Origin of the sequence: Streptomyces sp. NPDC006012 (assembly GCF_042871185.1) — a bacterium.
Classification (GTDB): Bacteria; Actinomycetota; Actinomycetes; order Streptomycetales; family Streptomycetaceae; genus Streptomyces.
In genome coordinates this window covers 15,911-36,487 of record NZ_JBIAIE010000034.1, presented here as the reverse complement: position 1 = coordinate 36,487, position 20,577 = coordinate 15,911, and the positions used below count along the sequence as shown (strand labels likewise).

18 protein-coding genes are annotated in these 20,577 nt (G+C 70.8%); 7 read left to right on the top strand and 11 right to left on the bottom strand.

Annotation, left to right across the window (positions count from 1 at the left end):
- Positions 1-64: 64 nt before the first annotated feature.
- From ACFYPJ_RS35365 to ACFYPJ_RS35355, 3 genes are all read right to left on the bottom strand, one after another.
- The gene (locus ACFYPJ_RS35365; RefSeq protein ID WP_389025712.1) at positions 65-1,312 is read right to left on the bottom strand and encodes a CpaE family protein; all 1,248 of its coding nucleotides are present in this window, start codon (positions 1,310-1,312) and stop codon (positions 65-67) included.
- A gap of 12 nt (positions 1,313-1,324) precedes the next feature.
- Positions 1,325-2,026, bottom strand: a complete 702-nt coding sequence (gene cpaB, locus ACFYPJ_RS35360; RefSeq protein WP_389025711.1) for a Flp pilus assembly protein CpaB — start codon at positions 2,024-2,026, stop codon at positions 1,325-1,327.
- Positions 2,027-2,117: 91 nt separating this feature from the next.
- Positions 2,118-2,978, bottom strand: a complete 861-nt coding sequence (locus ACFYPJ_RS35355) for a hypothetical protein (protein WP_389025710.1) — start codon at positions 2,976-2,978, stop codon at positions 2,118-2,120.
- Positions 2,979-3,314: 336 nt separating this feature from the next.
- Here ACFYPJ_RS35355 and ACFYPJ_RS35350 point away from each other — a divergent pair, with 336 nt between their 5' ends.
- The gene (locus ACFYPJ_RS35350; protein WP_389025709.1) at positions 3,315-5,009 is read left to right on the top strand and encodes a chitinase; all 1,695 of its coding nucleotides are present in this window, start codon (positions 3,315-3,317) and stop codon (positions 5,007-5,009) included.
- 120 nt (positions 5,010-5,129) lie between these two features.
- Here ACFYPJ_RS35350 and ACFYPJ_RS35345 read toward each other — a convergent pair whose 3' ends face one another.
- From ACFYPJ_RS35345 to ACFYPJ_RS35330, 4 genes are all read right to left on the bottom strand, one after another.
- Positions 5,130-5,783, bottom strand: a complete 654-nt coding sequence (locus ACFYPJ_RS35345) for a hypothetical protein (protein ID WP_389025708.1) — start codon at positions 5,781-5,783, stop codon at positions 5,130-5,132.
- Positions 5,784-5,892: 109 nt separating this feature from the next.
- The gene (locus ACFYPJ_RS35340; protein WP_389025748.1) at positions 5,893-6,303 is read right to left on the bottom strand and encodes a RidA family protein; all 411 of its coding nucleotides are present in this window, start codon (positions 6,301-6,303) and stop codon (positions 5,893-5,895) included.
- A 239-nt stretch (positions 6,304-6,542) separates the two neighbouring features.
- Entirely contained in the window at positions 6,543-7,301 is a 759-nt protein-coding gene (locus ACFYPJ_RS35335; protein WP_389025707.1) for an IclR family transcriptional regulator, read from the bottom strand.
- On the bottom strand, positions 7,298-8,431 hold the full coding sequence (locus ACFYPJ_RS35330; protein ID WP_389025706.1) for a sugar kinase: 1,134 nt from the start codon (positions 8,429-8,431) through the stop codon (positions 7,298-7,300). Before ACFYPJ_RS35330 ends, ACFYPJ_RS35335 begins: the two co-directional genes overlap by 4 nt.
- Before the next feature lie 131 nt (positions 8,432-8,562).
- On the opposite strand from ACFYPJ_RS35330, the gene ACFYPJ_RS35325 reads away from it, so the two are divergent.
- Together ACFYPJ_RS35325 and ACFYPJ_RS35320 are read left to right on the top strand one after the other, a co-directional pair.
- Positions 8,563-9,828, top strand: a complete 1,266-nt coding sequence (locus ACFYPJ_RS35325; RefSeq protein ID WP_389025705.1) for an amino acid deaminase — start codon at positions 8,563-8,565, stop codon at positions 9,826-9,828.
- 83 nt (positions 9,829-9,911) lie between these two features.
- Positions 9,912-11,525, top strand: coding sequence for an amidohydrolase family protein (locus tag ACFYPJ_RS35320; RefSeq protein WP_389025704.1), 1,614 nt, complete (start codon positions 9,912-9,914; stop codon positions 11,523-11,525).
- Positions 11,526-11,583: 58 nt separating this feature from the next.
- On the opposite strand, the gene ACFYPJ_RS35315 is transcribed toward ACFYPJ_RS35320, so the two are convergent.
- On the bottom strand, positions 11,584-12,486 hold the full coding sequence (locus ACFYPJ_RS35315) for a serine protease (RefSeq protein WP_389025703.1): 903 nt from the start codon (positions 12,484-12,486) through the stop codon (positions 11,584-11,586).
- Positions 12,487-12,800: 314 nt separating this feature from the next.
- On the opposite strand from ACFYPJ_RS35315, the gene ACFYPJ_RS35310 reads away from it, so the two are divergent.
- Together ACFYPJ_RS35310 and ACFYPJ_RS35305 are read left to right on the top strand one after the other, a co-directional pair.
- On the top strand, positions 12,801-14,012 hold the full coding sequence (locus ACFYPJ_RS35310) for a pyridoxal phosphate-dependent aminotransferase (protein WP_389025702.1): 1,212 nt from the start codon (positions 12,801-12,803) through the stop codon (positions 14,010-14,012).
- A gap of 210 nt (positions 14,013-14,222) precedes the next feature.
- The gene (locus ACFYPJ_RS35305) at positions 14,223-14,654 is read left to right on the top strand and encodes a hypothetical protein (RefSeq protein WP_389025701.1); all 432 of its coding nucleotides are present in this window, start codon (positions 14,223-14,225) and stop codon (positions 14,652-14,654) included.
- A 73-nt stretch (positions 14,655-14,727) separates the two neighbouring features.
- On the opposite strand, the gene ACFYPJ_RS35300 is transcribed toward ACFYPJ_RS35305, so the two are convergent.
- The gene (locus tag ACFYPJ_RS35300) at positions 14,728-15,846 is read right to left on the bottom strand and encodes a glycosyltransferase (protein WP_389025700.1); all 1,119 of its coding nucleotides are present in this window, start codon (positions 15,844-15,846) and stop codon (positions 14,728-14,730) included.
- 237 nt (positions 15,847-16,083) lie between these two features.
- Between ACFYPJ_RS35300 and ACFYPJ_RS35295 the strand changes: the two genes are divergently transcribed.
- Both ACFYPJ_RS35295 and ACFYPJ_RS35290 read left to right on the top strand, forming a co-directional pair.
- A complete protein-coding gene (locus tag ACFYPJ_RS35295) occupies positions 16,084-16,707 on the top strand; it encodes a tetratricopeptide repeat protein (protein ID WP_389025699.1) in 624 nt (207 codons plus the stop codon).
- A 534-nt stretch (positions 16,708-17,241) separates the two neighbouring features.
- Positions 17,242-18,516, top strand: coding sequence for a glycosyltransferase (locus ACFYPJ_RS35290; protein WP_389025698.1), 1,275 nt, complete (start codon positions 17,242-17,244; stop codon positions 18,514-18,516).
- Between the two features lie 59 nt (positions 18,517-18,575).
- Here ACFYPJ_RS35290 and rfbD read toward each other — a convergent pair whose 3' ends face one another.
- Both rfbD and rfbB read right to left on the bottom strand, forming a co-directional pair.
- Positions 18,576-19,484: a dTDP-4-dehydrorhamnose reductase gene (rfbD, locus tag ACFYPJ_RS35285; protein ID WP_389025697.1), complete on the bottom strand. Its 909-nt coding sequence runs from the start codon at positions 19,482-19,484 to the stop codon at positions 18,576-18,578.
- Complete coding sequence (gene rfbB / locus ACFYPJ_RS35280; RefSeq protein ID WP_389025696.1) at positions 19,481-20,455, bottom strand: dTDP-glucose 4,6-dehydratase; 975 nt, start codon at positions 20,453-20,455, stop codon at positions 19,481-19,483. Before rfbB ends, rfbD begins: the two co-directional genes overlap by 4 nt.
- Positions 20,456-20,577 lie beyond the last annotated feature (122 nt).

Here is a 20,577-nt window from a genome sequence, read left to right as displayed (position 1 = left end):
CTCCTGCGGGAGCACTCTCTTCGGCCGGATCACCCCCTCAAGCCGCCTCAGTCGGGCCATCCCGTCACTCCTTCCGGCGCCGGAAGCTCACCGCGCCGCGGTCGCCGCGCGGGCGGCCGCCGCGGTGGGCCGGTCCGTCGGGGGCGCGGGCCAGCCCCAGTTCGCCCGCGAGCGCCCACAGGGCCTGTTTCACCGAGCTCCGGCTGTCGAGTTCATGAAGGCGCCCGGCGTCCACGACGCCCTGGAGTTCCTTGAAGGCCGCCGGGACCGCCGTACGGGCCAGCGCGGTGCCGGTGATGCGCTGGATGAGCTGCGGCTGAATCTCCGTACTCTTGGTCAGCCGGTTGACGACGACGGTGGTCTCCTCCGCCTTGCGGATCTGCAACCGGTCCCACATGCGCACCGTGCGCTTGGCGCCCCGTACGGCGACCACATCCGGGGTGGTCAGCAGCAGCGCGGTGTCGGCCGTCTCCACGGCGGTCGCGCCGGCGCCGCTGAGCTGGGCGCCGCAGTCCACGACGACGACCTCGTAGTGGGAGCGCAGCACCCCGACGATCTGGCGGGCGGCGCGGTCGGTGACCTCCTCGCCGCGCTCCCCCTCGCCGGGGGCGAGCAGCAGGGCGAGGCCGGTGTCGTGGCGGAAGACCGCCTCGGCGAGGACGCGTGGGGTGATGTCGGCGATGGCGGCGAGGTCGACGACGGAGCGGCGGAACTGGATGTCCAGGTACGAGGCGACGTCCCCGGTCTGCAGGTCCAGGTCGACCAGGGCGGTGGCCCGGCCGGACGCCTGGGCGGCGAGGGCGAGTTGGATGGCGGTGAGGGTGGTGCCGACGCCGCCCTTGGCGCCGCTGACGGTGACGACGGTGCCGCCCGCGCCGCCGATCGCGTCACCGCCGTGACCGAGGTGGCGGCGTACGCCGCGCGACCACTGGGCCGCCGCCTGCACCCGGCTGGCGAGTTCGTCGTAGCCGAGCGGCAGGGCGACCAGACCACGGGCCCCGGCGTCCATCGCGGCGGAGAACAGTCCCGGGCCGGCGTCGCTGGTGACGAGGATGACGCCGACGGCGGGGAAGCGCAGGGCGACCTCGCGGACCAGTTCGAGCGCGGGCACGGGTCCGATGCGCTCGTGGACGACGACGGCCTCGGGCAGTTCGTCGACGGACTCGGCGGCGAGCCGGGCGAGCGCGTCGACGAGCTGGGTGGAGTCGACGACCGGCGGGAGCGGTTCGGCGTCCGGGAGCTGGCTGAGCAGGGTGACGAGGGAGCGTGCGGCGTCCGGGTCACCGACGGCCGGGAGGATCCTGGTGGGCATGCGGGCCGCCTCTCACTTGTCCGTCGCGAGTTCGTACGTGCGGTCCTTGTCCGGGACGGTGGTCTCGCCGCCGGGTGCCACCAGGGCGAGCCGGACCCGCTGGGCGAACGACTCGGCGTACGTGATGCGCTGGGCGTCGAGGGTGGACAGCGCGAAGGTGATCGGGACGGCGTCGGTCGGCTGCCGGCTCTTGTCGTCGGGCTCCAGGGAGGTGAGCTTGCCGACGTCGATGACCCGGGCGCCGGTCACGATGATCTTGGACTGGTCGGGGGCACCCTGCTGCCTGCCCTCGAAGGTGGCGTAGACGTTGACCCGGGAGCCCGGGGTGATCTTGCCGGCCACGCCGGTGGCCGCGTCGATCATGATGGCGACCTCCTGCTGCCCCGGCTGGAGCGCGGGCCGGTCGACGATCATGTCGCTCTGCAGCAGGGAGCCCTTGCGCAGGGTGGTCACGGCGATCTTGCCCTGGATCTGCCGCAGGCTGGTGACGGCGTTGGCGGACAGCCATCGCTCGGGCATCCGGATCTTCTCGAACTGGCCGGTGTCCAGCGGCGTGTACGGCGCCACGTCGGACTTGACCTGGTACGCGGCGACCTCGGGGCCGACCTTGGACTTCACGTCGTCGATGACGGAGAGCACGCCGGCGAACGCGCCGAGGGCGCAGACGACCGACAGGATCAGGAGTATCACGCCGCGGCGCTGACGGGAGTTCATGAGCCGTGCAACCTCATTGGGGGAATCGGTCGTGCGCAGTCGTATGGGTGAGCGGTGTGGCGGTGTGCGGGTGGGGCGGCAGGCCGGGCGGTCACGCGGGTGCGCGTTGTTCGAGGGCCCGCGGGGCGGGTGGTTCGTGGCCGGGCGGGATCGCGGAGCAGAAGACGCAGCGGTCGCCGATGACGTCGATGCCGCACCAGTGGCAGGTGCTCCGCCGTACCGACGTGACCAGTTGGTAGAGGACCGGCAGGTCGGCCAGATAGCTGCAGAACTCGATGATCCGGCCCGTGCCCCACCAGCGCGCGGACTCGGCCGGCAGCGGGGTCTCGCGCAGCCCGTGTGCGCCCCAGGCCTTGGACAGGGTGCCGAGCCAGTCGGACTGGAGCTGGCCCTTGGCGACCAGCATCCAGGTGCTGAACTCGGGTCCGGGCAGGGTCGCTTCGGGTCCGACGCGGACGAGCTGCGGTTCGGGGTGGGCGACCACCGCGAACTGGCTGCCGGGCACCCAGGACTTGGCGTGCGCTCTCAGGCCCACGGGGACCCGGTCCAGCCTGGCGACCGAGCCGAGGACCGCGCCGGCGTGGATGTAGTGGGTGAGCAGGCGGCCCGCGGAGGCGAGCACGCCGGGGCTGAGGTCGCAGGAGGCGAGCTGCCTCAACTGGCGGGCCAGGACAGCGATGCCGAGGGGCGGCAGGCCGGGCCGGAACAGGGCGATGCGGTCGCTCTCCATGAGGGACCTGAGGGTGTGCAGCCGCTGCGTCACCGCCGCGGGTACCGCCTGCGAGCCGATGACGATCACATGTCCGTGCTGGTCGACGAGGGTCTGGAGTTCCGCCAGCGCATGGTCGAGCGGCCGCTTGTCGAGGTCCCGCAGGACGACGGCGGGCACGGTCCTCTCGTCCTGCGCGGGCAGCGCCAGGTCGGCACTGGTCACGGCGATGGCAGTGGGCACGCGCAGCTCCCCGATCCTCGCGTCCGTGGGCCCTTCGGTGGTACTCCCGTGCTCCGGGACGACTTCACTGCGTGACTACGTGAGCACTGTATCCACGCCGAAGTGGCCGGAGAACACCGTTTGTGGAGCCGGACGCGATCCACCTTCACACAACTCACTCCAAATCCGGACAGGTTGAACTTCCCTCACCCACGGACTTAGGTCTGGACCTCTTGACAGCCCAATTGGTCTGGACCAAATTGTCAGCCCAACGATGGCCACCGTCCCCCACTTCTCTCCCCGCCCATCCTCCCGCCCACTCCCCACCCGGAGGCCCCAGTGGATCGCGCACCCGGCATGCCCAGACTCCGCCGACGGCGGTTGCGGACCTGGTCCGTGACCGCCGCGCTCGCCCTGTCCGTGGCGGGACTCGCCGCCACCCCCGCGTCCGCGGCGGACGTCAACAACGTGAAGAACACCGGCTTCGAGTCCGGTCTGACCAACTGGACCTGCTCCGCGAACAGCGGTACGACCGTCTCCTCGCCCACCCACTCTGGCGCCAGCGCGCTGAAGGCCACGCCCGCCGGGCAGGACAACGCCCAGTGCACCCAGGCCGTGGCGGTGCAGCCCAATTCCGCCTACACGCTGAGCGCGTGGGTGCAGGGCGGCTACACCTACCTGGGCGTGACGGGCACCGGCACCACCGACGTGTCCACCTGGACGCCCGACACGTCGTCGTGGAAGCAGTTGTCGACGACGTTCACGACGGGCGCCTCCACCAAGTCCGTCAACGTCTACACGCACGGCTGGTACGGCCAGGCCGCCTACCTCGCGGACGACGTGTCCGTCTTCGGCCCGGACGGCGGAGGCGGCGGCGACCCGGCCCCGACGGTCCCGGGCACCCCGGGCGGCCTGACCGTCTCCGGCAAGACGTCCTCGTCGGTCTCCCTGTCCTGGAGCACGGTCTCCGGCGCCACGGGCTACAACGTCTACCGCGACGGCACCAAGGTGACGGCGGTGACCGGCACGTCGGCGACGGTGTCCGGCCTCACGCCGGCCACCTCGTACTCGTTCCAGGTGACGGCGACGAACTCGGCGGGCGAGTCCGGCAAGTCGGCCGCGGTGACCGCCACCACCGGCACGACCGACGGCGGGGGCGGCGGGACGGTGCCCAAGCACGCCGTGACCGGCTACTGGCAGAACTTCAACAACGGGGCGACGGTCCAGAAGATCTCCAACGTGCCCTCGGCCTACGACATCATCGCGGTGGCCTTCGCGGACGCCACCTCGACCCCCGGCGCGGTCACCTTCAACCTGGACTCGGCCGGCCTCGGCGGCTACACCGTCGACCAGTTCAAGGCCGACATCCAGGCCAAGCAGGCCGCCGGGAAGAAGGTCATCATCTCGATCGGCGGCGAGAAGGGCACCGTCTCGGTGAACGACTCGGCGTCCGCGTCGAACTTCGCCAACTCGGTCTACTCGCTGATGCAGACGTACGGGTTCGACGGCGTCGACATCGACCTGGAGAACGGGCTGAACGCGACGTACATGACGCAGGCGCTGCGCTCGCTGTCCTCGAAGGCGGGCTCCTCGCTGGTGCTGACGATGGCCCCGCAGACGATCGACATGCAGTCCACGTCGGGCTCGTACTTCCAGACGGCGCTGAACGTGAAGGACATCCTCACCGTCGTCAACATGCAGTACTACAACAGCGGCACGATGCTCGGCTGTGACGGCAAGGTGTACGGACAGGGCACGGTGGACTTCCTGACCGCGCTGGCCTGCATCCAGCTCGAAGGCGGGCTCGCGCCGTCGCAGGTCGGCCTGGGGCTGCCGGCCTCGACGAGCGCCGCGGGCGGCGGCTACGTCTCCCCGACGGTGGTCAACAACGCGCTGGACTGCCTGTCGAAGGGCACCGGCTGCGGTTCCTTCAAACCGTCGAAGACGTACCCCGACCTGCGGGGCGCGATGACCTGGTCGACGAACTGGGACGCGTCCTCGGGCAACGCCTGGTCGAACACGGTGGGCCCGCACGTGGACGCCATGCCGTGACGACGACGGGAACGACCTGCCGTAGCAGCGGGGAAAAGTAGGAAGCGAAAAAGAGGGGCGGCGACTTCGGTCGCCGCCCCTCTCGCGTACTGCCCGTACCGCGGCCCGCGGGCCTCGGCGCTACTCCTCGAAGTAGGCGTCGAGCACCGCGTCCAGTTGGTCCTCCCACTCCTTGAAACGCGCCCTGGCCGTCGCCTCGATCTCGATCGGGTACCAACGGTTGTCAGGGGTGTGCACCGTGATGGTGAACCGCTTCCCGAAGCGGGGCGACTCCGTCTCGACCGCGCCGATCTCGTCCCAGCGGAACTCGCAGGACTCCTCGTCGAGGCGGAGCCGGACGCCCTTCTGGTCGGCGACTATCCGGGCACGGCGGTCGGCGGCCTCGAAGACCGGGCGGTCCGACGAGTCCTCGCCGTCCCGCTCGTCCGCACCGTCCGCCGCGGACGCCACGCCCTCCCCGGATTCCGGGTCCGCATCGGATTCCGGGTCCTTGTCGGACTTCGGGTCCTTCTCGAACCTCACGTCCTCCGCGGACTTCGGGTCCTTCGCGGACTCGGACTCCTTCTTCTCGGTGGCCTTCCCGGAGACCGGCTCGGAGACCTTCGCGGCGGGCGCCTGCGCGTCCGCCGAGGCCGTGCCGTCGGTCTCGGCGGCGTCCTCGGGTTCGGTGCCCTGCCGGTCCGCCGGCGCGGGCGCGGTGATCCCGGGGATGAAGGCCGGGTCGAATCCGGCGCCCTCAAGGGGCTGGCTGCTCGATCCTATGCGCTGCTCCACGCGGGCAGTATGGACGACATTGCTGTGCGGGAACCAGTCAGCCCGCCCGTCACTCCGGTTTCAACCTGGTGACGCTCTCGCACACGCGTCCGCTCAACTCGCGGTGCGGTCAGCCGAGTACCGCGAGCGCGTCGATCTCGATCAGCAGTCCGGCGGGCAGCCCGACGTACACGGTGGTGCGCGCGGCGGGCGGCTGGGTGAGCCGCTGCTCCTCGAAATAGGCGTTGTAGATGTCGTTCAGCTCGGCGAAGTGGGCGACGTCGGTGAGGTAGACGCGGATCATCACCACGTCCTCCCAGCTCGCGCCGCCCTCCTCCAGGATCGCCTTGACGTTGGCGAGCGTCTGGAGGGCCTGCTCGCGCAGGTGGGGACCGGCCGGTGTGGGCGGCTTGCCCGGCTCGGCGGGGAGGAAACCGACCTGGCCGGCGACCTGGAGGATGTTCCCCTTCCGCACCCCGTGCGAGAACTGCGCGGGCGGGGTGGTGTGGGTCGCGGGGGTGAGCGCGATCTTCTCGGTCACGGACTTCTCGTTCACAGAGTTCTCGTTCACAGACTTCTCGGTCGCGGTCTTCTCGGTCGCGGTCTTCTCGGTCACGCGGGAGTCCTTCGTCGGGTCACGGGTGTCACGGGCCGGGGGCCACGGGTGTCACGGTGTCACGGGGCCGGGGGGGGCACAGGGGTCGACGGGGTCAACTGGTCCCTGGGGCCGGCCGGGTCGCCGGCGTCGCCGGGGTCGACCGGTCGTCGGCGTCGACGGGGTCACTGCGGTTCGGCCCGGGTCCGGCCGGAGTACTCGGCGCTGATGGCGTCGGCGGTGCGGCGCACCTGCGGGAGCAGGGTGAGGAGTTCGTCGGCGGTGACGACGACGTTCGGCGCGGAGACGGACATCGCGGCGACCACCCGGCCGTCGGCGCCCCTGATGGGCGCGGCCACGCAGTTGATCGACTCCTCGTGGCCACCGAGGTCGGTGGCCCAGCCCTGCTCCCGGACCTTGTCCAGCTCCCGCAGGAAGGCGGCGGCGTCGGGCGTCGACCGGGCGGTGTACATCGGGTAGTCGAGCTGTTCCACGAGCACGCGGCGCTCAGCACCGGACAGGTCGGCGAGGAGCAGCTTGGCCACGGCGGCGACGGTGATGGCGACGGGCTTGCCGATCCGCGAGTACATGCGCACCGGGTAGCGGCTCTCCACCTTGTCGATGTACAGCACCTCGTGCTCCTCGTACACGGCGAGGTGGACGGTGTGTCCGCAGCTCTCGTTGAGGCGGACGAGGTGGGGGTGGGCGATCTCGCGGATGTCGAGGTTCTCCATCGCCTCTTGCGCGAGGGCGAAGAGGCGGGCGCCGAGCCGGTAGCGCTGGTCGGTCTGGCGGTAGACCAGGCCGTGTTCGTGCAGGGTGCGCAGCAGACGCAGGGCGGTGGACTTGTGCACGCCGAGCCGGTCGGCGACCTGGCCGAGGTCGGCGGGGCCCTCGGCGAGCAGCGGCAGGATGGTGAGCGCCCGGTCGACGGTCTGGCTCATGGCGTGGGTACCTCCTCGTCGGCCCGGCCCGGGGCCCGGGTCCAGCCGGGGCCGAGTCGAAGTCTCCCCCATGCCGTGTCGTCCAGCGCCATCAGGCGGTCGGCGTGGTCCCGGGAGGGGGGTACGGCGAGGTCGCCGGGGACGGTGAGGGCGGCGGCGGCCATCAGGTGCCCGGAGCGGATCCGCTCCCGTACGGGCAGCCCGCGCAGCGTCGCGGAGAGGAATCCGGCGGCGAAGGCGTCACCGGCCCCGACGGGCGCGACGACGTCGACCCGCAGGGCGGGCACGGAGGTACGGGTGTCCGGGGTGCTGCCGCCTCCGACGGCGCGCTCGGCGCGCGAGAGGGGTACACCGTGATCGACGCGCTCGGCCGGCTCGGCGCGTTCGAAGACCGTCGCCCCGTGCGCGCCCTCCTTCACCACCAGCACCCGCGGCTGCGGCAGCGCGCCGCGGATCGCCTCGGGGCCGCCGTCGATGCCCCAGGCCGCTTCCGCCTCGTCGGCGCCCACGAAGACCAGGTCGCAGCCGCGGGCCAGGTCCAGCAGCACGCGGGGCGCGGCGGCGTCCCGCCACAGGGCCGGGCGGAAGTTCACGTCGAAGGAGACGAGGGGGCCGCCGCCGGGCCGGGGTCCGGTGAGCCGCCGGAGCAGATCGAGGCAGCCGCCGGACAGCGCGGCCGTGATCCCGGACAGGTGCAGCACCCGGGCGGCCCGCAGGGCGGCCGGGTCCACGGTGTCGGCGGTCATCGCGGAGGCCGCCGACCCGGCGCGGTAGTAGGCCACCTCGTGGTCGCCGCCCGCCCGGTCGCTCGCGGTGCGGAAGTAGATCCCGGTGGGTCGCGCCGGATCCCGGCCCACCGCGGCGACGTCGACGCCGTAGGCCCGTATCGCCTCGACGAGATGGTCGCCGAAGCCGTCGGCGCCGACCCGGCTGACCCAGCGCGCGGTGTGTCCGGCGGCGGCGAGCACGCAGGCCACGTTGGATTCGGCGCCGCCGATGGCACGGTCGAAGGAGGGCACGTCGGCGAGCCGGCCGGCCCGGGTGGGCAGGAACGTGACCATGGACTCGCCGAGCGCGACGACGTCCACGGCGTCGGGAGCGGTGCGGGATCCGGTGTCCGTCACGGTCATCGTGGCTCCTCGCTGCGGGCTCGGGTCGCGGCGGCTCCGTTGACCCACGATGAGCGAGATGTTAGACAGCAGTGAGCGATATACGCAACGGTAGTTGCAGTGTGCGCAACGCACCTGATCGGGGAGGCTCCATGAACACCGAGGCACTCGCCCGCCTGGCCGAGGACCGCGTCGACCACCGTTTCAAAGGGCTTCCGCCGGACGCCGCCGGGCTGACCGTCGGCGAGCTGGCCGCCCAGCGCCGCAACCTGTTCACCAACGGCTTCGGCACGCCTGTCCTCGCGCTGTCCGCCGAGCGCCTGGAGCACAACCTGAAGCTCATGGAGACGTACGCGGCCCGGCACGGTCTCGCCTTCGCGCCGCACGGCAAGACCTCCATGGCCCCGCAGCTGTTCCACCGGCAGCTCGCGCACGGCGCGTGGGGCATCACGCTCGCGGTGCCGCACCAGGTGCGGGTGGCACGGGCCTTCGGGACCGCACGGATCTTCCTCGCCAACGAACTGGTGGACCCGGCGGCGCTGCGCTGGATCGCCGCGGAACTCGCCGCGGACCCGGCGTTCCGCTTCGTCTGCTACGTCGACTCCGTGCGCGGCGTGGAGCTGATGGACGCGGCGCTGCGCGGGGCCGAGCGTCCGGTGGACGTCGTCGTCGAACTGGCCGCGGGCGACGGCGCCCGCACCGGCGTCCGTACGGAGGCGGAGTGCGCGGCGGTGGCGGACGCGGTGGCGGCCGTGCCGACGCTGCGGCTGGCCGGGGTCGCGGGGTACGAGGGCGAGGTGCCGGACGCCGACCCCGAGCGGGTGCGCGCGTGGCTGCGCCGGCTGGTGGCACTGGCCGCGGACTTCGACCGGGCGGGCCGGTTCACGGACGCCGGCGAGATCGTCGTCAGCGCGGGCGGCAGCGCCTGGTTCGACGCGGTGGCCGACGTGTTCGCCCAGATCCCCGGCCTGAGCCGCCCGGTCCTGAAGCTGCTCCGCTCCGGCGCCTACGTCTCGCACGACGACGGCCACTACCGCAGGCTGACCCCCTTCAACCGCGTCCCGCAGGAAGGCGCCCTGGAGCCCGCCTTCCGGCTGTGGGCGCAGATCGTCTCCCGGCCGTCCGCCGGGCAGGCGTTCGCCAACGCGGGCAAGCGGGATGCGGCGCACGACCTCGACCTGCCCTCCGCCCAGGTGGTACGCCGAGACGGCACCGAGCGGCCGGCCACCGGCGTCTCGGTGACCGCGCTGTCCGACCAGCACACCTGGCTGCGCACGGAACCGGACGCGGACCTGGAGGTCGGCGACTGGATCGGGCTCGGCCTGTCGCACCCGTGCACGTCCTTCGACAAGTGGCAGCTGATCCCGCTCGCCGAGGCGGACGGCACGGTCGTGGACTACATCCGTACGTTCTTCTAGTACGGCCTGCCCGTACCTCCACCATGGGAGGTACGGGCAGGCCGTATGTCCGTGCATCCGTACGTTTCGCGAGGAGGCAGCCGGTGGACGAACTGGTCATCAGGGACGCGGACGTCGTGGACGGCAGCGGCGGGCCGTCCTACCGGGCCGATGTGGTGGTCGACGGCGGCCGGATCGTCGCCATCGTCCAGGAGGCGGCGCAGGCCGGCTGCCAGCGGCCCCGTGCCCGCCGGGAGCTGGACGCCGAGGGTCTGGTCCTCTCCCCCGGCTTCATCGACATGCACGCGCACAGCGATCTCGCTCTGCTGCGCGACCCCGACCACAGCGCCAAGGCGGCGCAGGGCGTGACGCTGGAGGTCATCGGGCAGGACGGACTGTCGTACGCGCCGGTCGACGACCGCACGCTGGAGGAGGTGCGCCGGACAATCACCGGCTGGAACGGTTACGGCGAGGACATCGACTTCGACTGGCGGTCCGTCGGCGAGTACCTGGACCGGCTGGACCGGGGCATCGCCGTCAACGCCGCCTATCTGATCCCGCAGGGCACGGTGCGCGCCCTCGCCGTCGGCTGGGCGGACCGGCCGGCCACGCCCGCGGAGCTGGACCGGATGCGGCGGCTCGTCGCCGAGGGCCTGGAACAGGGCGCGGTCGGCCTGTCGTCGGGACTCACCTACACGCCGGGCATGTACGCCGGGGACGCCGAACTCACCGAGCTGTGCCGGGTGGTGGCCCGCTACGGCGGCTACTACTGCCCGCACCACCGCTCCTACGGGGCCGGTGCGCAGGCGGCGTACGCGGAGATGGTGGAGGTGGCCCGGGCCGCGGGCTGCGCCCTGCACCTCGCGCACGCCACGATGAACTTCGGCGTGAACGAGGGCCGCGCGCCCGACCTGCTGGCCCTCCTGGACCGGGCCGCCGCCGACGGGGTGGACATCAGCCTCGACACCTATCCCTACACCCCGGGCTGTACGACGCTGGCGGCGCTGCTGCCCAGCTGGGCGAACGAGGGCGGCCCCGAGGAGGCCCTGCGGCGGCTGGCCGACGAGGCGACCGCGGAGCGGATCCGGCACGACCTGGAGGTCGTCGGCGCGGACGGCTGCCACGGCGTGCCGGTCGACTGGGACACCATCGAGATCTCCGGGGTGACCGACCCGGCCCTGGCCGACCACGTCGGCCGCACCGTCCTGGAGTCGGCGCGACGGCGCGGCGAGGCCCCCTGGGCGACGGCCCGCCGGCTGCTGCTCAAGGACCGGCTGGGTCCGACGATCCTCCAGCACGTGGGCCACGAGGAGAACGTCCGCACGATCATGCGGCACCGGGCGCACACCGGCGGCTCGGACGGCATCCTGCGGGGCGCGAAGCCGCATCCGCGGGCGTACGGCACCTTTCCGCGCTATCTCGGTCACTACGTAAGGGAGTTGGGGGTGCTCTCCCTGGAGGAGTGCGTCGCCCGTCTCACCTCGCGTCCCGCGGCCCGGCTGCGGCTGGCGGACCGCGGTCTCGTCCGCGAGGGCCATCGCGCCGACCTGGTCCTGTTCGACCCGGCGACGGTCGCGGCCGGGGCCACCTTCGAGCAGCCGCGCACGCTGCCCGTGGGCATTCCGTACGTCCTGGTCGACGGGCGGTTCGTGATCGAGGACGGGCGCCGCACCGACGTGCTGGCCGGGCGGGCGGTCCGCCGGACGCCGGTCGGCTGACCGTCGCCGGGCACGGCCGGGCGGGCGCCGGCGCAGGGGCGACCGCCCGGACCACCGGCTACCCCTTGGGCAGGGTGCAGCCGCTCGCGCTCAGGTTCAGCTTGTTGCCGGTCGTGAAGCAGGCCGGGATCTGGTAGATCTCCTGGGCGTAGTTGATGCCCTGACGGATGGTCACGGTGCCGTTCTGGTCGACCTCGCAGGGGTTGTTCACGGTGCAGCGGGCGCCGTCCTCGTTGCCGGTGTTGTTGACGGCGACGACCTGGCCGGTGGCGTTGTCGACCACCGGGGAGCCCGAGGTGCCGCCGATGGTCTGGCACGCCGAGGTGTAGCGGACGGAGTCCTTCCAGGTCCAGTCGCCCTCCTTCAGCCGGTAGACGAAGCCGTCGATGTTGCAGGCGTAGGTCCGCTTCCAGTACCCGGAGACGACCGTGATCGCGGTGCCGGCGGTCGGGTGCGTGTTCTGCACCGTCAGCGCGTTGATCCCGTACGTGCTCTTGATCTGCGCGTACGTGCTGGTCAGCTGGTAGATCGTGACGTCCGTGTCGGTCATCGTCGCGTACGCGACCTTGCTGGCGCGCAGCGTGCCGACCTGGGTGGCCGACGCGTTGAGCAGGCCGAAGGTACGGCTGGACGCCTGGTCGACGATGACCTGGCCGGCCGCCGGGAAGCCGGTCTCCAGGCAGTGGCCGTTGGTGAGCACCAGGGCCGGGTCGGTGTCGGTGGAGTTCGGGAAGCGGATGACGGAGCCGGAGCAGTTGCTGAGCGCGACGGTGCCGGCGAAGTTGACGGCCCGGATCGCGGGCGCCGGCTTCGCGGGGGCGGACTGTGCGGGGGCGGCCTTGCCGGGTGCGGCCTGCGTCGCCGCGCCGGTGGCGGCGTCCACCGTGGCGGCGGCCGCGGGCGCCATGCCCGCACCGGTGATCACCAGGGCCGCGAGCACGGCAAGGAGAGGCTTCTTCATGTGGGGGTCCCCTCTGACGACTTGGGCGACCGGACATCTTCCGGTCGCCCTTGCTTGTCATGCGCATTCTCAGCACGCAGAGGGGCGGGAACAAGAAGCCGGATCAAGACATAGGGGTTTCCCTCTACGGAGAAACCGGGACAAGGCACACGAAGAGGCCGGGTCCCCGCATATCCGTTCGACGGACAGGGAGGCGGATCGCACGGGCCGTCGGCGGCCCCATTGCCGCTTTCGGTGATATCTGGGCAAACCTCGCGTCTCACGTGGCGGAAAACACGGCACGGAAGGCGTTACCGGGCCGTAAGCTCGCGGGCATGCAGGTGATCCAGTCGACCAAGCTCGCCAACGTCTGTTACGAGATCCGGGGCCCGGTGCTTGAGGAGGCGATGCGGCTGGAGGCGGCCGGACACCGGATCCTCAAGCTGAACACCGGCAACCCGGCGGCGTTCGGCTTCGAGTGCCCGCCCGAGATCCTGGAGGACATCGTCCGCAACGTGTCGTCGGCGCACGGCTACGGCGACGCCAAGGGCCTGCTCGCCGCCCGCCGGGCGGTCGTCATGCACAACCAGACCCTCGGCATCGAGACCGACGTGGAGCACGTCTACATCGGCAACGGCGTCTCCGAGCTGATCGTGATGGCGATGCAGGGGCTGCTCGACGACGGCGACGAGGTGCTCGTACCGGCCCCCGACTACCCGCTGTGGACGGCGGCGGTCTCGCTCTCCGGCGGCACCGCCGTGCACTACCGCTGCGACGAGCAGTCCGACTGGATGCCCGACCTCGCCGACGTGGAACGCAAGGTCACCGACCGCACCAAGGCGATCGTCATCATCAACCCGAACAACCCGACGGGCGCGGTCTACGACCAGGCGATGCTCAAGGGCCTCACGGACATCGCCCGCCGGCACAACCTGCTGGTCTGCTCGGACGAGATCTACGACAAGATCCTCTACGACGGCGCCACGCACACCCCGACCGCCGCGGTCGCCCCCGACCTGCTGACGCTAACCTTCAACGGCATGTCCAAGGCGTACCGGGTGGCCGGCTACCGGGTGGGCTGGATGTCGATCTCCGGCCCGCGCGCGCACGCCGACTCCTACATCGAGGGCCTGACGATCCTGGCGAACATGCGCCTGTGCGCGAACATGCCGGGTCAGCACGGCGTCGTGGCCGCGCTCAGCGGACGCCAGACGATCAACGAGCTGGTGCTGCCGGGCGGCCGGCTGAAGGAGCAGATGGACGTCGCCTACGACCTGCTGACCCAGATCCCGGGCGTGTCCTGCGTACGGCCGAAGGGCGCGCTGTACCTCTTCCCGCGCCTGGACCCGGACGTCTTCAAGATCAAGGACGACCGTCAGATGGTCCTCGACCTGCTGCGCCGCGAGAAGATCATGGTCGTCCAGGGCACCGGCTTCAACTGGCCGGAGCCGGATCACTTCCGCGTGGTGACGCTGCCGACGGCCGGGGACCTGCGGGACGCGGTGACCCGGATCGGGACGTTCCTGGACGGCTACTCCCAGCCCTGACCCGTCCGCCGGCAGTCCCGGCCCCGATCCCTCCGTCACCGGCCCAGTCCGTCCGTCACCGGCTCCGGGCCGCCCGCTCCGGCCTCGACCCCGGCCGGCCGCCGGGATTCACTCCGTGTGACCGACATCGCCCGCTTCTGGGGCCAGGACAACTTTAGACGAAATCCAAGCTAGGATGGTCTTCTGTCAGCGCACAGGAGGCCATCTCCCATGTACGAACCGATCCGCACCGGACCGTCCCCCCGGTCCGTCCACAGCGACCCGATGGCCGGCGCCCCCTCGGACTTCCCGCACCGGTCGCGCGAGGAGGAGTTGGACATCCAGCTCGCCGGACACCTCGCGGCGCTGCTCGCCGTCACGGACGAGCTGCGGGCGATCGTGCCCTCCGCCGACCTGGATCTGGCGGCCGAACGGCTCGCCGAGCAGGTGGCGCGGCTGCGCGGCGGACGCGCTGCGGCCCGCGCGTCCGGCACCTCGGCCGACTCCCGGGCGCTGCACGAACGGGCGCACGCCCTCGCCGGCCGCGCCCTCGTCGTGGCCGCCTCCCGCGCCGACACCTCGGCGGCGATCCTGTCCGCCGAGCGCCTGGACGCGCACACCGCCGCGCTGGCCGGCCCGCAGGAACTCAGCGGGGCTCGCTGACCCCCACCCGGGGTCCCCTGGACGGCCTGTCGGCGCTGACCTCGCAGGTACCGGCCTGCCCGTGAACCGGCCCTCAGACCCCGACCAGTTGCTTCGAGCGCAGGTGGCGTCGTGAGAGCTCCAGGTTCTGGATCACGCGGTCACGGTGTTCGGCGGGCAGCTTGTCGCCCATCAGCAGGCGTTCACAGCTTTTCTCCGATTCCTCGTACTCGCCGGACCAGTAGGCGGACACCGCGAGTTCGTCGAGCGCGCGCCAGTCGTACCAGTCCGCCTGGACGAACAGGTGATCGCCGCTCGGATACGGGAGGCGTGCCGCCTCCCGCGCGAAGAGGTGGGCAAGGGGCCACCGCTGTCCGTTGACGCGGCACCAGCGCGCCAGCTCGCCGAGCGGTTCGGCACGGGTCGGGCGGCTCGCGTACGCGCCGAGGTAGCGGTCCATCACCTCGGCCGGCGGTCGCCCCAGTTCTTCGGCGAACTGCGCGGCGAACAACCGGGAGCAGAAGACCTCCTCGTCCCAGCCGCCCATGCCCGCCCGCCGGTCATAGCTCTCGATCGCCTTCTCGGGTTCACCGGCGCTGCGCCAGCTGTGGGCGAGGTAGAAGACATAGCGCTCGTTGTCGGGCTCCTCGATCAGGCCCTGCTGGAGGAGTTCGGCGTCCGCCAGGTACTTCTCCCGCGGGCTTTTCCCCCTGCTGCGTGCCCCGTCGCCCAGGACGACGATGGTGGCGCCTTCCAGCGTCCCGACGGTGTACTGCGAACCGCAGTCGAGGTACTCGTGCAGGACGCCGACGTACCGCCACGGCATGCGGGTCGAGACCAGGGCACGCCGCCGGTACCTGTGGGGCCCACTGCTGATGCCGACCCGGTAGGCGTCGAGAGCCAGCTGCGGCAGTCGGGCGCCGGGCGGCACCTCCATCACGTCGTCCGCGTCCATGAACAGCAGATAGTCCGCGGTGGCGCGGGCGAGTCCGATCGCCTCGGTACGGCTGCCGTCGAACCCCTTCCAGGGCCGTTCGTACAGTTCGCCGGGCAGATCGCGGTAGACGTCGCGGATGATGTCCTGCGTACCGTCGGTGGAACCGGTGTCCACGATGACCCATCTGTCGATCAAGGACCGTACGGATTCGAGGCAACGCCGGATCACCGGGGCCTCATCCTTGACGATCATGTTCAGACAGATCGTTGACTTCACGGGTCCCATCCAACTCAGCGGCAGCACACAAACGATGCGTGACCGTATCCAGACGCTCGGCGCCGTGCAATGAGGCTGGCCCGCACCATTCATTTCCGGCTCGCGCATTCGGGTGGATCACGTCTCGCCAAGCGCCTGCCGAGTAGCGGCGCCATCGGGATTCCGTCGTAATCTCGGTGCCGGCCACCCGGGATGAGACACCCATCCGTCCTCGACTATTCCACGAGATGTGACAACGTGAAACACAGGAGATTGCTGGCAGCGCTCACCGGCGCGGGTGCTGTTGTCACCGGGGTGACAGCATGGGCGGTTGCGTCCCACTTGGCGGCGGACCCGGACTCCGAGGCCCGGACATCGGCGAACCGGGTTCTCGGGGAGGCCGACTCGGCTCTGCAGGAGGGAATTAGAAAAGATCAGAAACAGGATTACCACGGGGCTGCCCGTAGCTACCGGCGGGTTCTGGAACTGGACCCCCGGAACAAGTTCGCCTGGTACAACCTGGGCGTCATCGCCCAGCGGGCGGGCAGTACGAGCGAAGCCCGTGCGGACTACGACGAGGCCCTGAAGACCGATCCGTCGCTCCCGCAGGCTCTCTTCAACAAGGCGATCCTGCTGAAGTCGAGCGAGCCCGCCGAGTCCATCGGACTCCTGAGACGGGCCATCGCCGCCAAACCCGGAGCTTCCACGGCCCACCTGCAGCTCGCGGACATCCTGGCACAGCAGAAACGGGTCGGCGAGGCCGTGGACGAGTACCGTCGCGCGGTGGCGGCCGACCCCTCGCTGTTTCCCCAAGTGCCGCCGTCGTACCGGGAATCCCTCGCCCCTTCACCGGCAACCAGCCGAGCGGGAGATGACGAATGACGTCGGCCGCGGGCATCGGGCGGATGTTTCCCCCGTCCGTGCACGCCCTCGCCCGATGCTGTTGATCGGGCCGGCCCGGAAAAACCGTTTTCAACTCGTACATCCGGGTGGTTCGCGTTCGCCGAGTGCCTGCCGAAAGTCCGCGCCATCAAAGCGGCGTCGTAATCTCTTTGCCGACCAACCGAGATGAGCCGGTTCCATCCGCTTTCCACTATTCCACGAGATGTGACAAAGTGAAACGTAGAAGATTGCGGGCAGGGCTCGCGGGCACGACAGCGATTGCCGCCGGGATGATTCTCTGGGCAACTGATTCCGCGTCGGCCGGCCCTCGGAATCCAAGGCTCCGTCACCAGTGAACCACATGCTCCGAAATGCCAATATGCTTTTGCGGTCCGGGATTTCCCAAGAGCAGCAACACAATTCCGAAGGGGCTGCCCGTAGCTACCGGCGGGTTCTGGAACTAGCCCCTCAGAACAAGTTCCGGGATTCCGTAAGCCCTCCACCCACCTCGCCGAGCCACACAGGGAGCAGCAGATGACGTCGACGGCGACACCGAGGTTCTCGGTCTTCACCCCCAGCCACCGGCCCCGCTTCCTCGACGACTGTCTGGCGACGCTGCAGGCGCAGACCCGTTCCGACTGGGAGTGGATCGTCCTGCTCAACAACGGCGCCCGTTGGCGGCCGGAGCGACCCGACGAGCGGGTCCGGGTGGAGATCGCGGACGACGCCCAGGGGGTCGGAGCGGCGAAGCGCCGGGCCTGTGAACTGGCGCGCGGAGAGATCCTGGTGGAACTCGACCACGACGACCTGCTGGCCAAGTCGTGCCTGGCGGAGGTCGGCAAGGCGTTCGACGCGCATCCCGAGGTCGTCTTCGTCTACAGCAACAGCGCGCAGATCACCGAGGACGGCAAGCGGGACGACTCCCGCTTCAACGAGGCGCACGGCTGGCAGTACAGCGAGGTGCGCGTCGACGGCCGCAGGCTGCTCCAGGCGCAGTCCATGGCCCCCACGCCCCATAACGTCGCCTACATCTGGTACGCTCCCAACCACGTGCGGGCGTTCCGCAAGGAGTCCTACGAGAAGGCCGGCGGGTACGACGCCGCCCGTACGGTCCTGGACGACCAGGACCTGATGTGCCGCCTGTTCCACATCGGCGACTTCCACCACATCCCACGCTGTCTGTACCTCCAGCGGATGCACCCGGACAACACCCAGCGCGACCCGGAGATCAACGCACAGATCCAGCGCGAGACGGTCGCCCTGTACGACAAGTACATCGAGGCCAACGCCCTCGCCTGGACCGCCCGGCGGGGCCTGCTCGCGCTGGACCTCGGCGCGGCGCACCGGAAGCCGCCCGGCTACCTGGGCGTGGACCAGTACCCCGGTGAGGCCGTCGACATCGTCGCGACCCTGCCGGGGAAGCTCGATCTGCCCGACGACTCGGTCGGCCTGATGCGGGCGGTGGACTTCCTGGAGCACGTGCCGTCGAAGGTTCCGCTGATCAACGAGCTGTACCGGCTGCTGGCACCCGGCGGCATGCTCCTGAGCATGACGCCCAGCTCCGACGGCCGCGGCGCCTACCAGGACCCGACGCACGTCGCCTACTACAACGAGAACTCGTTCTGGTACTACACGGACAACCAGTACCGCGCCTTCGTGCCGGAGATCGAGGCGAGGTTCCAGGAGTCGCGGCTGGCCACCTACTACCCGTCCGAGTGGCACTCCCGGAACGACATCTCGTACGTGGTCGCGAACCTCATCGCGATGAAGGAAGGCGCCGCACGATGCGGCGGTCCCCTGCTGGTCTAGGGCGGTGACCCACGAGGCGCCCTGCGGGATGTTCGAATCCCGCGGGGTGCCTCGTGCGTTCAGGGCCGCTCGGTCGAACGCGCCGCGTCGGCCAGGGCGGTGAAGGCCGGCGCACGCAGGGCCGAGGCCAACTGGTCCTCCCACGGCGGGAGCGGCTCCAGCCCGGCCTTCCGCCAGTTGCCGTGGCCGAGGACACCGAACGCCGGGCGCGGTGCAGGACGCGGGAACTTGTCCGATCCGACCGGGTGGATCCGCTCCGGATCGAGGCCGCTGAGCCGGAAGGTCTCCCGTGCCAGACCGCACCAGGTGGCCCGGCCGGACGCCGTGCCGTGATAGATGCCGGCCGGTGCCCGTCCCGTCAGTGCGGCGCGGCCCAGGGCGGCCAGCTGCCGGGCGAGAGCCCGGGACCAGGTCGGCTGTCCGTGCTGGTCGGCGACCACGTCCAAGGTCCGGCGGGCGGCGGCGAGTTCGAGCATGGTGGCCACGAAGTTCGGCCCGTGTGCTCCGTAGAGCCACGCGGTACGCACGATGTAGCCGGTCTCGGGGAGGAGTTCGGCGACTGCTCGTTCCCCGGCCAGTTTGCTGCGGCCGTAGGCGTTCACGGGCCCCGTCCGCGCGTCCTCGGGGTAGGGCCGGCGGGCGTCGCCGGGCAGCACGTAGTCGGTGGAGACGTGCAGCAGGATGGCGCCGCCGTCCGCGCAGGCATGGGCGAGATGGCCCACGCCCGTGCCGTTGACGGCGGTGGCCGCCGGCTCGGACCGTTCGGCGCCGTCGACGTCCGTAAAGGCCGCGCAGTTGACGACCACCCGGTGACCGGGGACGGCCGCACGGACGGCCGCCGGGTCGGTGATGTCGAGCTGCTGCCGGCTCAGTCCCGTCACGACGGCATCGGGATCGGCGGCGAGTTCGGCCAGCACGTCCTGGCCGAGCATGCCGCCCGCACCGGTCACCAGCCAGCTCGTGGTCATCGCAGGGCCGCCCGTGCCTTCAGCGGCTCCCACCAGGAGCGGTGGGCGCGGTACCAGGCGACCGTCGCGGCCAGGCCGTCCGCGAAGGACACCTGCGGGACGTAGCCGAGCTGCTCGCGGATCTTGCCGTCGTCCAGGGAATAGCGCAGGTCGTGGCCCTTGCGGTCGGCCACGTACTCGACCCGGTCCCAACCGGCGCCCACCGCGTCCAGCAGCAGCCCGGTGAGCTTGTGGTTGGACAGCTCGGTTCCGCCGCCGATGTTGTAGACCTCTCCGGCCCGGCCGCCCCGCAGGACCAGGTCGATGCCCCGGCAGTGGTCGGAGACATGCAGCCAGTCGCGCATGTTGCGGCCGTCCCCGTACAGGGGGACCGGCTTCCCGTCGAGCAGGTTGGTGATGAAGAGGGGGACGACCTTCTCGGGGAACTGGTACGGCCCGTAGTTGTTGGTGCACCGGGTGACCACGACGTCCAGGCCGTGGGTGTGGTGCTGGGCGAGGGCCAGCAGGTCGGCGCCGGCCTTGGACGCGGCGTAGGGGGAGTTCGGCGCCAGGGGCCATGCCTCGGTCCAGGAGCCTTCGCTGATCGAGCCGTAGACCTCGTCGGTGGACACCTGGACGAAGCGGCCGGTTCCGTGTCGCCGGGCCGCTTCGAGAAGCACCTGAGTGCCCATCACATTGGTGCGGGCGAAGGGGCCGGCCCCGTCGATCGACCGGTCCACGTGCGACTCGGCGGCGAAGTGCACCACCGCGTCCTGGCCCGCCATCACCTGGTCGACGACGTCCGGGTCGCAGATGTCGCCTCGGACGAAGGTGTATCCGGGGTGCTCGGCCACGGGCTCCAGATTCGCCTCGACCCCCGAATAAGTGAGCTTGTCCAGGACGGTGATCCGCGTCTCCGGATCCGATTCCAGCCGTAGGCGGACGTATTCCGAACCGATGAATCCGGCGCCGCCGGTCACGAGGATGCGCATGGTTCTCCGAGTGTCCCTGCCTCCCGGCGTCCGGCGCCGGGTCGATTCGTCCTGCATCAAGCGAACGGTGCCCGCGAGGCCGAAGCCCCGGGGCACCTGATCGCTCGTCATCCGGGCGGAAA